Source organism: Streptomyces zhihengii (assembly GCF_016919245.1).
GTDB lineage: Bacteria > Actinomycetota > Actinomycetes > Streptomycetales > Streptomycetaceae > Streptomyces > Streptomyces zhihengii.
The window spans coordinates 5,246,172-5,258,922 of record NZ_JAFEJA010000001.1; the positions used below are offsets into that span (position 1 = coordinate 5,246,172).

Genomic DNA, 12,751 nt, shown 5'->3' on the forward strand with positions numbered 1-12,751 from the left:
GAGTGGGGCACCGGAACAAGGCGAAACCCTGCAAAACGTCACAAGGTGGGTTGGGCATCCAGCATTGCCGAGCCGGAGGTCCATGTGGAGCGTCAGCAGGCGTCCGACGGAACACCCGAGAGAGTGGAACGGGTGCGCCCGAGCAGTGCCGCCGCCGCGCTCACCTCCCTGATGGCCTTCGCCGCGACCTCCCTCGTCGCCGGTCCCGCGATCGCGGACTCCGCCGCCGGCCCCTGCGCCCTGCCGCGCACCGCCGCCCACCACTCCCTCGGTCTGGACACCTGGAACACCGCCTACCCCAAGCCGGTCGCCGGGCTCGACGCGGTGATGATCTTCCTCTCGTTCCCGGACTCCGTACCGCTGAACACGCCGGAGGAGCTGGCCGCCGACCATTTCCCCGCCACCAGCGACTTCTTCCACCGCGCCTCCTACGGCACGTTCTCGCTGCGCGCCCACCCGCAGACGGAGTGGATCCGGATGCCCGAGGCGTCCGTCACCTACGACATACGGCGTGACTGGGAGCCGGACCGGCGGACCGCCTACCTCAAGGACGCCATCGCGGCCGCCGACGACCGGGTCGACTTCTCCCGCTACGACATCGTCTACCTGGTCGCCGACCCGGACGCCCCCGGCGTCGACTCCGACGCCACCAAGGTCGTCAACTTCGACCGCCCGCTCACCGCCGACGGCACCGACATCCGGCGGGTGGTCACCGTCTTCGAGCGCCACCCCCCGGACCGCAACGTGCTCGCCCACGAGACCGGCCATGTCTTCGACCTGCCCGACCTGTACCACCGCCCGGTGGACGGCGACGGCGACTGGGACACCCATGTCGGCGACTGGGACGTCATGGGCAGCCAGTTCGGGCTCGCCCCCGACCTCTTCGGCTGGCACAAGTGGAAACTCGGCTGGCTCGGCCCCGCCGAGGTCCGCTGCGTCAACGGCGACGTCTCGGCCCGCGTCCCCGCCGGACCGCCGGGCAGCGGGGAGATCGTCACGCTGGAACCGCTCGCCGCCGCGCCCGTGCGCGGCGGCAGCGTCGGTACCCGGCTCGCGGTCGTCCGCACCGGCCCGGACAGCGCCCTCGCCGTCGAGGCGCGCTCCGCCGTCGGCAACGACGAGTACACCTGCACCGAGGGCGTGCTGCTCTACCGGGTGGAGGGCGACTCCGCCTCCGGCGGCGGACCCGTCGAGGTGGTCGACACCCACCCGGAGACCGAGGCGTGCGGGGACCGGTCCGTCTACCCGCCCCTGGCCGACGCGCCGCTGCGGGTGGGGGAGACCTTCACCCTGCGGGGCGACGGCGGCGGGCGCACCCGGGTCGAGGTGGCGGACCGCACGGCGACGGGGGCGTGGACGGTCAAGATCACGACGGAGTGACCCTCGCGCGGACACGAAAAAGCCCCTCGCTCTCGCGAGGGGCTTTCTCCGTCTGTGCGCCGCCAGGGACTCGAACCCCGGACCCGCTGATTAAGAGTCAGCTGCTCTAACCAACTGAGCTAGCGGCGCCTGCTGACGTCGTAGACATTAGCACCCTGATCGGCGGGAGGAAAAATCGATACCCGCACCACGGGGCGTTCATGCGTACGGGCCGCCCTGACGCAGGCCCAGAGCAGTACCTCGGGCCCCGGCAGCCACGGATGGCGGGTGTCCGGCGCCACCAGCCAGCGCGGCGCGGTGCCCGAATCCGAGGGGGTCAGCGGGGGGACCGTCACCGCGTCGCCGGCGCCGTGGCAGATGAGCGGCGGGACGGCGTCGCCCCACTCCTCCCAGTGCAGCAGCGACGGCAGCCGCTGCGCCGTGCCGGGCGTCGCGAAGAGCATCATCCGCCCCCGGTGCATCGCCACCGGGCCGGAGCCCGGGCCCTCGCCCCACAGCCGGTCGAGCATCCGCCGCCCGAAGGTGGAGGGCACGTTCACCACGTCGAAGACGCTGCCGCAGGGGAGCACGGCGGGCGCCGCGGGCCGGTTCTCCCACTGCGCGAGCGCCGAGCGCGGAAACGTCTCTGCGGAGGCGAGCCAGCCCGCCCCCGGTGGGGTCACCGCGGCGGCGTGCTCCTGCCCGGCGTCCGCCTCCTCCCGCAGCAGCGCGAAGATGTCCGTGTCCGTCCTCTGGTCCCGGTCCCGCAGCCATGCGCTCATGTCCACCAGGTGTACCCGGGGTAATGGGACGGTTCCGCAGAGTTCCGGGAAACGGGGACGCGGGGGCCGGCGGAGGAGTAACGTGGACGGCTTTGCCGCCGGGGCCGTCAGAGGGGCCGCGTCCGGGCAGCCGTGTCCCCCGGGAGCTCGTGCCGGCTCGTGCCCTGCGGGGCTGCCGTGTCCTCAGGGGGCCGTGTATCTCAGGAGGCCGTGTCCTTCAGGAGGTCGTGGCCGAAGGCGATCATCTTCTTCGCGTAGTCCTCCGTCCAGCCCGCGCGTTCGCCGATGTCCGCCGGGGTCAGGCGGTCGAAGCGGCGGGGGTCGGCGAGCTGGGCGGCCGCGACGGCCTGGTACTCGGTGGCGCGGTCGGCGGCCGCGCGGAAGGCCAGCGTCAGCTCCGTCGCGCGGGCGAGCAGCTCCCTGGGGTCCTCCATGGACTCCAGGTCGAAGAAGTGCTCGGGGTCGGCGGCGGCCTCGGAGGGCTCGAAGAGCAGCGGGGCCGGCCGCATCCTGCGCTCGGTCGTCCGCTCGGGGTCCGCCATGTCCGTACTCCTCCTCGCGTCACGGTCCGGGGAACGCCCCCGGACCGAAGTCCATTGTCCCGCGCCCCGCAAGAGGGCCCGGGCCGAGCGCCCGGAGGGCCTACGGCCGCCAGGACACCCGGTGCTCGGCCAGATGGGAGAGGACCGCGTGGTTCGCCTCCCAGCCGTCCGGGAACTTGATGGAGACGCCCAGCTGCACCGGCTCCGTCGAAGGGTGCTCGTCCAGCAGCTCGGCGACACCCTCCCGGCACACCACGATGCAGGCGTGCCGGTGGCGGGAGGCCAGCACGCACAGCCGGCCGGTCTCCAGATGGAAGGCCGTGGCGTCGGGGCGGCCCGAGAGCGGGTGCAGGATCACCGTCACGTCGTACTCGCGGCCCTGGAGCCGGTTCGCCGTGTCCACCGTGACGTCCGTGACCCCGAGCCCGGCGAGCGCCGCCCGCACCGCCGCCGCCTGGTCGCGGTGGGCCGTGCCGACGGCGATCCGGCCCGCGGTGAGCGGCGCCGGGTCGGCCGAGAGCTCCGAGTGGGTGACACCGCCCCGGTCCAGCAGCCGCCGCACCACCCGGGCCACCGCCCCGACGGCCTCCGGATCGGTGCGCGGGGTGTGGCGGGCGGGCAGCTCCAGCAGGCCCCAGCCCGCCTCGGCCGCCTCGTCGATGACCCGGTCGGGCCCGGAGCCGTCCGCGGGCACCCCGAAGGAGAGCCGCCGGTCCCCGTGTCCCGTCCCGCTGCGGAACGGCGTGTACGGGTAGAACGCGTCGGACACCAGGGGCGCGGCCGACGCCGGGAGCCGCCAGGAGACCGGCAGCCGGTGCTGCGGAAGGCCGGGGTTGTGCGCGAGGAGCGTGGAGACCGCGCTCGCCGAGGGGTCGTACGACAGGCCCGCCCACTGCTCGGACCCGACGATCGAGAACGGGTCGAGCTGGCCCGGGTCGCCCACGAACAGCGCCCGCTCGAAGAGGCCGGCCACGGCCAGCAGGGCGTCGGAGCGCATCTGGTACGCCTCGTCGACGATGGCGTGGCCCCACGGCTCCACGCCCTGCACATGGGCCCACTTCGCGGCCGTGGAGATGACGATGTCCAGGCCCGCCAGATCGGCCGCCTTCGCCGACGTACGGACGTTGTCCAGGGCGTCGAGCGCCCGGTCGTAGGGGGCGGTCCCGTCGCCCGAGTGGGAGTGCAGCCGCCCGACCGGCAGCTCCGGGTCCTTGGCCGCCAGCCGCAGCACCAGGTCGTCGACCTGGGCGTTGGTCTGGGCGACCACCATCAGCGGGCGCCCGGCCGCGGCCAGCTCCCGGGCGGCGCGCACCACCAGGGTCGACTTGCCCGCGCCCGGGGGCGAGTCGACGACCACGCCCCGGGCGTCGCCGTGCAGGGTGTCGTGCAGGATCCGGTCCGTGGCCCGGCCCGCCTCGGCGGACGGGTCGAACACGGCGGCCTCGGAAGCGGCGGGGGCGGGCGTCACAGCAGGTCCTCCGGGGTGACGGTGTCGGGGCTCTCGGCGGTGTCGGAACGCGGCGGGCCGCCGTGGGTCCACGGCGTCTCCTCGGGGTCGGGCAGCTTGGGGCCGCCCCGCTGGTCGTGCTCGAAGAGCGTCCAGGCGATCCGGTCGCCCTTGGCCGGGACGGAACCCTCGGCCGGCTCCTTCGAGCGGCCCATCCGGTCGGTGAGCCGCAGCACCAGCACGCCCTCCGCCTCGGCCCGGACGAACTCGGCCGTCTGCGGCCTGCCGTCCAGCGAGCGGTAGACCTTCATCCGCTCGCCGAGCTGCGGCCGGTCGTCGGTGGCCACGGTGACCAGCGGGCGGGGCGTCGGCCGCTTCGACTCCGACCAGGCCATCTCGACGTCGAGCACCTCGGCGGTGAACGCCTCGCCCCGCAGCCGGAACGACGCCAGCACCAGCGGGTCGTCCAGCGCCTCCTGGGCGTCGAGCTGGGCCTGGGCCGTCTCCCGGGCGGCGAGCTTCTGCGCGGCCGTCACCGCGTCGTCGCGCCGCGGCTGCGGCGGCTCGCCCGCGCGGACCCGGTCGCGGTGGGCGGTGAACGACCAGCGGTCGCGGGTCCACCGGTCCGCGGCGCGGGCGCCCTCCGGCAGCTCCCGCAGCAGCTCCAGCGAGCGCCACACCGCGTCCCAGGTCGGCCGGAGCTGGGACGCGATCAGCCGCCGGATCTCCCGCTCGGCGCGGTGCAGGTCGCCGAGGCGGTCGTCGGCGCTGGCGCCGTCCTCCGCGGCCGCCAGGAGCTGGCGGGCGCGGTCGAAGCGCTCCGTCGCCGGGGCGAGCAGCCGGTTGTCGAAGGCCGGATCGGTGGCCGGGCCGGCCGGCGGGCACAGCAACTGGCCCTCGGCGTCCCGCGCCAGCTCGGCCCGCAGGGCCGCCTCGGCACCCGACAGACCCGCCGGCGCGTCGACCCAGGCGAGCAGGGCGCCCAGATGCTGGTCCTCCAGCGAGGACTGCCCGGTGGCCCAGTGCCGGTTCAGCAGATCCGTCGCGGCGAGCAGCAGCGAGGACCCCGGGACCCGGGACCGCTCCGCGTAGTGGGTGAACCAGCGGCCGAGCAGCGGCACCCGGGCCGGCGCCGGGTACGGGGTGTCCGGATCCTGCTCGGCGGTGCGCCGGAAACGCATGGAACGGCCCAGCAGCCGGACGTACTCCACGCCCGCCCGGCTGGGCACGACCAACTGCGGCGCGTCGGCGCACAGTTCCACCTCGACCTTGACCCGCTTGCCGGACTCCGGGTCGGTCTCGGAACGCTCGGCGGGCTCGACGTCGTCGGCGTACCCCTCCAGATGCGGCAGGACCGCCTCGGCGAGGTCGGCCAGGAACGCGGAGCGCAGGTCCCGGTCCCGGGGCTGCGGGACGACCAGCAGCCGGGGCTCCGCCGGATCCGTGCCCACCAGGGCGCCCAGCGGGGCACCCGCCTCACCCGCGGTCGTCAGCGGGACGAGCACCAGCGGACGGTCCGACAGCCGGCGGTGCCGGACCGTGGCGAGCGGCTGGGCCCGCCCCGACTCGACCGCCTCCAGCCGCGCGAGGGTCGCGATCAGCGACATGCGGCGCCCTCCCGCTCCCCGGCCTCCCGCGCGGCCGGCACGGCGGCGGCGTGGAGCGCCTCGGCGCGCAGCGCGCCCGCCCTGCGCAGCGCGGCGACCGCCGGATCCCCGGGATCCCCGGCCTCCCCGCGGGCGGCGGCCAGCACGGCGCCGATGGTCGTCAGCCCGCCCAGCTCGCCGCGCACCCCGCGGCCCAGCGCCTCCACGGCGCCCGCCAGCCGGGCCCGCTCCCGGCAGTGGAAGGCCAGCTCGCAGGCGGCCAGGCACTCGGGCGCGTAGGCGTGCGGGACCTGCTCCACGGCGGCCGTCAGCTCGGCGGGCGAGCACGTCTCGACGTCGAAGGTCAGGCCCTCGGGCAGCTCGGCGGCGATGTCCTCGACGCGGGCCAGCCGGGCGAGCTGCCTGCGGGTCACCGCGAGCTGCTTGCGCACGTCCACCACGGACGCGGTGGGCAGGTTGGAGAAGTCCTTGGGGCAGACCAGCAGCACGCTGTGCGCCACCGACGCGCCCGCGGTGCGCTCGGCGACCCGCTCCAGCGCCAGCACGTACACCGCGGCCTGGCGGGCGGCGGCGCCCACCTTCGCCGCGTCCGCCGACGCGTCGATCATCGGGAACGACTTGATCTCGACGACCGTCCACCGGCCGTCGGGGTGCACCACCACCGCGTCGGGCTCCAGATACGCGGGGGAGCCCGCCACCTCCAGCACCAGCAGCGGATGGTCGAGCAGGGTGAATCCCCCCGCCTCGACGGCCTCGCGCAGCGCCAGGGCGGTGCGCGCCGCCCGGCCCTCGGGGCCCGGGGCGGCGAGGTCGGGCACCCGGACCCGGCCCGGGTCGTCCAGACCGAGCAGCCGCATCAGCTCCTTGCCGCCGTCGGCCTTCACCCGGGCCTCGAAGGCGTTGCCCCGCATGAACGCGAACTGCGACTGACCGAGACCGGCGGGCGAACCGAGCGCCGCGGCCAGCGCCGACTTGTCCACACCCGCGCCGTCCAGCAGGGCGCGGCGGCGGCAGCCGGGGTTGGCGGCGAGGGCCGCGAGGGCGCGGGCGTCCAGCGGATGCGGCTGTGCGGCCGGTCCGCGCAGCTCAGCGAGCCGCTGCCTGAGTGCTGTCGTCGGCGCCTTCGGGGGAGGTGCGCTGTCCGGGGATTCGCTCACCCGCGGAAGTCTTGCATCCGCCACCGACAACGGGGGCGGGAACGGCCGCGGGCCGTGGCCCCGGGAAGCCCGTGAGGCCGGTGAAGCGCCGCCCGGCGGCGTCGGCGAGGCGCATGGCGTGCGGCGCGAGCAGCAGCCCGGCGCCCATCACCGCGGCCCCGGCGACGGCGTCGAGGAAGTAGTGGTTGGCGGTGCCCATCACGACGACGGTGGTGAGCAGCGGGTACAGCACGCCGAGGGCCTTCGCGGCGGGCGTGCGCCCGTGGCGCCACAGCATCACACCGCACCACAGCGCCCAGCCGACGTGGAGGCTCGGCATCGCCGCGTACTGGTTGGTCATGCCGCCGAGGCCGCGCGGGGCGCTCGCCTCGCCGCCCCACCAGCCGTAGGAGCTGTACTGGGCCATCGTGTCGACGAAGCCGTGCGCCGCGTCCAGCAGCCGGGGCGGGCAGGTCGGCATCAGCGTGAAGCCGACGAGGCCGAGCAGGGTGGAGACCATCAGCCAGGTGCGGGCGGCCCGGTAGTGCGCGGGCCGGCGGCGGAACAGCCAGACCAGGATCAGGGGGGTGACCAGGTAGTGCAGGGTCGCGTACACGAAGTCGGCGGGTATGCCGATCTCCGGCGTCTCGGTGAAGAGACGGTTCAGCGGATGTTCGGCGTTGAGCGAGAGTGCCTTCTCGGCCCGGAGTATCGCGAGGCCGTTGTCCACCGCCGTCGACACATCGCCCCGTGCCAGCAGGCGTCCGGCGGAGTACGCGGCGTAGACGACGGCGAGCAGCATCAGCTCGGTCCACCATCGGGGCCGGTGGTGCTGTACGGCATGCGGCATCCGGGCGGCTCCGTCTCCGGTCGGTGTCTTCGGTGTCTTCGGTGTTGTCGGTGGTGTCGGTGTCACTGGTGTCGTCTGTCCCCGGTCGGGTTCCCCGTGTGGGACGCGGAGATCGTCCCGCAGGTTGCCTCCTCATGTGGTGCGGGATGATGGAAAAGGACGGCGTCGTGAATTGTGCGCACCCCGCCTCGCGGAGCGGTCCGTGTCCCCGTGACACCCGTGCACCATCGTGAAACCCCAGGAGAACCTTTCATGGCACCGCGGATACTGCTCGCCCGCCACGGCCAGACCGAGTGGTCGCTGAGCGGCCGGCACACCGGCAGGACCGACATCCCGCTGCTGGAGGAGGGCCGCCGCGGCGCCAAGCTGCTGGGCGAGCGGCTGCACCGCGCGCCGTGGTCGGGGCTGGAGGGCGTCGAGGTGCGCACCAGCCCGCTGGTGCGGGCCGCGGAGACCTGCGCGCTCGCCGGGTTCGGCGACCGCGCCGAGCCGTGGGACGCCCTGATGGAGTACGACTACGGCGCCTACGAGGGGATGACCCCGGCCCAGATCCACGCCGAGCGCCCCGGCTGGGTGCTGTGGCACGACGGCGTCCCGGACGGGGAGACCCTCGCCGAGGTGTCCGCCCGCGCGGACGAGGTCGTCGCCTGGGCGCGCTCGGCCGACCGCGACGTGCTCGTCTTCGCGCACGGCCACATCCTGCGCGCGATCGGCGCGCGCTGGCTGGGCCAGGACATCGTCTTCGGCGCGCGCATCCGGCTCGACCCGACCAGCCTGTCGGTCCTGTCGTGGGCGTACGGGGAGCCCGCGGTGGAGCGCTGGAACGACACGGGGCACATGGAGGTCTGAGCGCGGGTGGGGGTGCGGTGCTTCGGCTCGGGCGCTCGGGTGGGTCGGCTCGGGCGCTCGGGTGGTTCGGGTGCTTCGGCGGGGGTGCTCGGGTGCTCGGGTGGTCTGTGCGCTTCGGCGGGGGTGTGCCGAGGGGTGTCAGGCCCGGTGGGCGGCTCCCTCGTAGCGTTCCAGGAACCCGCCGACCCCGGATGCCGCCCGGTGCGGACGCAGCGCCGCCGCGGTGTCGGCGAGCATCGCGTGGATCCGGGACGACCGCACGTGCCCCAGCAGCGCGAGGACCTCGTCGCCGGCGGCCGCCGCCTCGTCGGGCGCGCCCGCCCGGGCGAGGTCGCACGCCAGCTCCGCGCGGTAGAGCGCGAGGTTGCGGGTGAAGCGGTGGTCCTGGAGCGTGGCCGCGCGGCGGGCGTGCCGGGCGGCGCGGGCCCACTCGCCGAGCGCGGACCAGCACTGCGCCTGGAGCGCCTCCAGCTCCGGCTCGGCGAAGAAGGACATCCACTCCGGGTCGGTCCCCGCGGGCCCCCGGGCGAAGTGCCCGTGCGCACGGGCCAGCGACTGCTCGCAGCTCGAACGGTCCCCGAGCCCGGCCCAGCCGCCCGCCTCCCGCAGCGCCAGCAGTGCCAGCAGCCGGGGCGAGCGCACCTCGCGCGCCGCCTGCTGGCCCGCCTGCGCCGTGCGCACCGCCTCCCGGTGCCGGCCGGCGTCCCGGGCCAGGAACGAGCTGTTGCAGAACGCGTGGGCCTCCAGGCCCGGATCGCCTGCGACCCGGGCGGTGGCCAGGGCCTCCGCGTAGTGGGAGCGGGCTTCGTCGAACCGCCCGGAGTCATGGGCCAGCCAGCCCACGGAGATGGCCAGTTCGCCCGCGCCGGCGTGCAGCCGGTGCGCGGTCGACGCGCGGGCCGCGGTGCCCGAGTCGAGCAGCGCGTAGGCGGCGCGCAGCGGCTGCGCGGCCTGCTGATAGAGGCCGTCGCCGCCGTGCCGGTCGTCGAGCAGCCGGATCCGCCGGACGGCCTCCTCGACGGCCGCGACCTCGGCGTCGCCGACGCGGCGCCTGCGCTGGGCGGGCACGGAATCCGGTCCGTGCCCGAGGGCCGCGGCCGCCGTGACGGGGCCGCCGATCATGAACGCGCGACGCAGCACGTCGCTCTCCTCGTCGATGTCGCTGTGGGGGCGGGGGGTGCTGAGGGGCTCGGGAGCGCCGGGGGTGCCGGCGGTGCCGGCGGTGCCGGGGGGCCGGGGAGCGCCGGGGGTGCCGGCGGGCAGGGGGGCGTCGTGGGGGGTGTCCGCCGGAGCCGGTCTGCGGCCCCGGCCGCGGACGTCCTCCCGGGCGGCGAAGCCCAGATCGGTGAGCGTCCGGCCGGGGAACATGTGCAGGAAGACGCGCTCGTAGGCGTAGTTCGGGCAGCGGATCTCACCCGACTCGACCCTGCCGATGTAGCGGGCGTCGCACGAGACCTGCTCCCCGATCTCACGGGCGGCCCGCCGCACGGCCGTCGCGAACTCGCCCGGCGACCGCGAGCCGCGCAGACGGCGGAAGACCGGGTTGGGGTGTGCGGGGCGGGCGCTCGGTGCGCCCGGTGTGCGAGACGACGACGCCATGGCCGTTCCCTCTCTTGTGCAGCCGTGGTCCGGCGGGGCATGAACGTACCTGCTGTGAGAGGCGTCTCACACGCGGTTTGGCAACAAAAGCGGACAACTCGCCGTCGATCTGCCATGAACCGCCATCCTTTGCGGCGGCGTGCCGCCGTAGCCCTTGACGCCGGGCGGCGTTGAACCTCACGGAGGCCCCGTACGTGCCTCTGTACGGGACTCGGCTGAGGAGGGGATCCCAGTGGTGGAGGTCTACGAGGCCGGCGGCGCGCCCGGTGCCGGTGCGGGAGCCGGTGGCGTGGGCTGCTGCGGGGCGGCGGGCGTGGGCCACGCCGCGACGCCCGCGACCACGGTGGGCCACCGGCCCACGGCCGACAGCAGCGTCCCGCCCGCCGCACCCTGCGACCTGGTGACGGTGCCGGCCCGCCAGGGCCTGGAGGCCGTCGACATCCTGCGGCGCGCCCCGGCGGCGCCCGGGGTGGGGCCGGTGCTGCACGACGGGGCGTGCGACACCCTCGGGTTCCTCGTGCCGCCGGGCACGGCCGACGGATGGGACGTGCCGGGCTCGGCCTGCACCCGCACCTCGGGGCGGGGGCTGCGGCTGCCGGGCGTCCCGGCGGAGCCGCCGGTGAGCGGCTCCGGATGGCTGCTCCCGCCGGGGGTGGACCCGGCGGCGGCCCCGGTCACGGACCCGGCGGTGCTGCGGGAGGCGCTGGGGGAGGCCGCGCGGCTGATCGAGGCGGCGGACAGCTGTCGCTGAGGGGGGTTCCTCGCGGGGGCTTTGCGGGGGCTTGTGCAGGTGGGGGCCTCGGCGGTGGGGCTGCCGACCGTCGCGTCGCGCGCACCACGCTGCGCGCGGTGTCCTCGAACGCCGGACGGGCTGGGGATGCCGGGGTCGGCGTTTTTCGGGTGGGGTGCCGGAGGCGGGCTTTCTTGAGCCCCGCCGGCGATTGAGGCGCGGGGTGCGGGGCGGGGCCCCGCCGGTGGGGATGCGTGCGCGGGGCCGGTTGCCGGGTGGTGGTGGCGGCACCACGCTGCGCGCGGTGTCCTCAAACGCCGGACGGGCTGGAGATGCCGGGTCGGCGTTGGCCGGGTGAGGAATGCCGGGCGGGCTGGAAATGTCTGGAGCGCCGGGGTGGGGATAATGGGCGGATGGGCAGGCGGAAGAGGGCGGGGGGCGGGCACGGGGACGCGGTCGTCGAGGTGGTGGACGGCGGGACGGCCGAGCTCGTGGTGGATCCGGAGCGGGCCCGGGCGTGGACGCTGCTGATCGACGGGGCGCCCCAGTCGCACGTGGATCTCGACGACCCCGCGTACCTCTCCTTCGAGTACCAGCGCCGCCTCGGGCACGTGATCGACGTGGTCGCCCCGCCGGGGCGCCCGTTGCGGGTGGTCCACCTCGGCGGGGGCGCCTTCACGCTCGCGCGGTACGTCGCGGCCACCCGGCCCCGGTCGACCCAGCAGGTCGTCGAGCGGGACGAGGCCCTGGTGCGGATGGTGCGCACCCGGCTGCCGCTGGACCCGGCGGCGCGGATACGGGTCCGGACGGCCGACGCGCGGGCCGGGCTCGCGAAGGTGGCCGACGGCTGGGCGGACCTGGTGATCGCGGACGTGTTCAGCGGGGCCCGCACACCGGCGCACCTCACCAGCGGGGAGTTCCTCGCCGAGGTCACCAGGGCGCTGCGCCCCGGCGGCCACTACGCCGCCAACCTCGCCGACGGCCCCCCGCTCGCGCATGTGCGCGCCCAGGTCGCCACCGCGGCGACCGCGTTCGCCCACCTCGCGCTGGCCGCCGATCCGACGGTGCTGCGCGGGCGGCGGTTCGGCAACGCGGTGCTGCTGGCGTCGGACACGGAGCTGCCGGTCGCCGAGCTGACCCGGCGGATCGCCGGCGACCCCTTCGCGGGCCGGGTCGAACACGGGCGCGCGCTGGCCGACTTCACCGGGGGCGCGGCCCCCGTCAGCGACGCGAGCGCCAAGGACTCGCCCGCGCCGCCCGCCGAGGTCTTCAGGTGAGCGGGCCGGCCACGGGTCAGCGTTCGTCGAACTGGACCATCGGGGGATGGTCGTTCCAGGTGCAGAAGACGGAGACCTCGCGCCCTTCCTGAGTGAAGGTCACCCGGATCCAGCTCGGCTGCTTCCACACCTGCATCTGCCAGCCGGACTCCGGTGTGGCGGAGACCAGTTCGGCGGAGCTCGCCCCGATGTCGAACACCACCCGGCCGCCGTCGACGGTGTAGCCCTTGACGTTCCCCGGCGCCGGCGAGGGGGCCGGGGGCGTGGGCGACGGGGGCGGGGCGGGCGTCCTGGACGGGCTCGGGGAGCCGCGGTCGGGCGCGGAGGGCGAAGGCTTCGGCGACGGCGAGGCGCTGGGGCCCGGCGGCGGCCGGTGGGTCGAGGACTGCTGCGGCGGCGCCGGTGAGGCCGTGGCCGTCTGCGCCGTGATGGGCAGCGCCCGGGGCCGGTCGTAGGCCGTTCCAGCCATGACGGTGTGCACTCCCCACCAGGACAGCGTCACCGCGGCGCCGGTGGACAGCGACCACGCGAGTGCATGCACGAGTCCTCTGCTCATCGGGCTCATAGTGCACC

The 12,751-nt window shown here is 75.5% G+C and carries 12 protein-coding genes and 1 tRNA gene; 4 read left to right on the forward strand and 9 right to left on the reverse strand.

What is annotated here, in order from left to right:
* Positions 1–171 precede the first annotated feature (171 nt).
* Positions 172–1,380 carry a M6 family metalloprotease domain-containing protein gene (locus JE024_RS22285; RefSeq protein ID WP_205376674.1) on the forward strand — a complete coding sequence of 403 codons (1,209 nt, stop codon included), beginning with the start codon at positions 172–174 and terminating at the stop codon, positions 1,378–1,380.
* Between the two features lie 55 nt (positions 1,381–1,435).
* Here JE024_RS22285 and JE024_RS22290 read toward each other — a convergent pair.
* The 7 genes from JE024_RS22290 to JE024_RS22320 all read right to left on the reverse strand — a co-directional run bounded on the left by JE024_RS22290 (position 1,436) and on the right by JE024_RS22320 (position 7,723).
* A tRNA-Lys gene (locus tag JE024_RS22290) sits at positions 1,436–1,509 on the reverse strand.
* Entirely contained in the window at positions 1,500–2,141 is a 642-nt protein-coding gene (locus JE024_RS22295) for a bifunctional DNA primase/polymerase (RefSeq protein WP_205375280.1), read from the reverse strand. Before JE024_RS22295 ends, JE024_RS22290 begins: the two co-directional genes overlap by 10 nt.
* Positions 2,142–2,341: 200 nt before the next feature.
* Positions 2,342–2,683 carry a DUF8844 domain-containing protein gene (locus tag JE024_RS22300; protein WP_205375281.1) on the reverse strand — a complete coding sequence of 114 codons (342 nt, stop codon included), beginning with the start codon at positions 2,681–2,683 and terminating at the stop codon, positions 2,342–2,344.
* Positions 2,684–2,783: 100 nt separating this feature from the next.
* A complete protein-coding gene (locus tag JE024_RS22305; protein ID WP_205375282.1) occupies positions 2,784–4,151 on the reverse strand; it encodes an AAA family ATPase in 1,368 nt (455 codons plus the stop codon).
* Entirely contained in the window at positions 4,148–5,737 is a 1,590-nt protein-coding gene (locus tag JE024_RS22310) for a hypothetical protein (protein ID WP_205375283.1), read from the reverse strand. The genes JE024_RS22305 and JE024_RS22310 overlap by 4 nt, the downstream gene beginning before the upstream one ends.
* The gene (locus JE024_RS22315; RefSeq protein WP_205375284.1) at positions 5,728–6,894 is read right to left on the reverse strand and encodes a hypothetical protein; all 1,167 of its coding nucleotides are present in this window, start codon (positions 6,892–6,894) and stop codon (positions 5,728–5,730) included. Before JE024_RS22315 ends, JE024_RS22310 begins: the two co-directional genes overlap by 10 nt.
* Entirely contained in the window at positions 6,824–7,723 is a 900-nt protein-coding gene (locus tag JE024_RS22320; protein WP_205375285.1) for a phosphatase PAP2 family protein, read from the reverse strand. The genes JE024_RS22315 and JE024_RS22320 overlap by 71 nt, the downstream gene beginning before the upstream one ends.
* Positions 7,724–7,975: 252 nt before the next feature.
* On the opposite strand from JE024_RS22320, the gene JE024_RS22325 reads away from it, so the two are divergent.
* On the forward strand, positions 7,976–8,572 hold the full coding sequence (locus JE024_RS22325) for a histidine phosphatase family protein (RefSeq protein WP_205375286.1): 597 nt from the start codon (positions 7,976–7,978) through the stop codon (positions 8,570–8,572).
* 138 nt (positions 8,573–8,710) lie between these two features.
* Here the strand turns inward: JE024_RS22325 and JE024_RS22330 are convergent, their stop codons facing one another.
* Positions 8,711–10,171, reverse strand: coding sequence for an NsdA family TPR-like regulatory protein (locus JE024_RS22330; RefSeq protein WP_205375287.1), 1,461 nt, complete (start codon positions 10,169–10,171; stop codon positions 8,711–8,713).
* Positions 10,172–10,514: 343 nt separating this feature from the next.
* On the opposite strand from JE024_RS22330, the gene JE024_RS22335 reads away from it, so the two are divergent.
* Both JE024_RS22335 and JE024_RS22340 read left to right on the forward strand, forming a co-directional pair.
* The gene (locus tag JE024_RS22335) at positions 10,515–10,922 is read left to right on the forward strand and encodes a hypothetical protein (RefSeq protein ID WP_205376675.1); all 408 of its coding nucleotides are present in this window, start codon (positions 10,515–10,517) and stop codon (positions 10,920–10,922) included.
* Between the two features lie 392 nt (positions 10,923–11,314).
* Positions 11,315–12,178, forward strand: coding sequence for a spermidine synthase (locus tag JE024_RS22340; RefSeq protein ID WP_205375288.1), 864 nt, complete (start codon positions 11,315–11,317; stop codon positions 12,176–12,178).
* A 16-nt stretch (positions 12,179–12,194) separates the two neighbouring features.
* Here JE024_RS22340 and JE024_RS22345 read toward each other — a convergent pair whose 3' ends face one another.
* Positions 12,195–12,743: a hypothetical protein gene (locus JE024_RS22345; RefSeq protein ID WP_205375289.1), complete on the reverse strand. Its 549-nt coding sequence runs from the start codon at positions 12,741–12,743 to the stop codon at positions 12,195–12,197.
* Positions 12,744–12,751 lie beyond the last annotated feature (8 nt).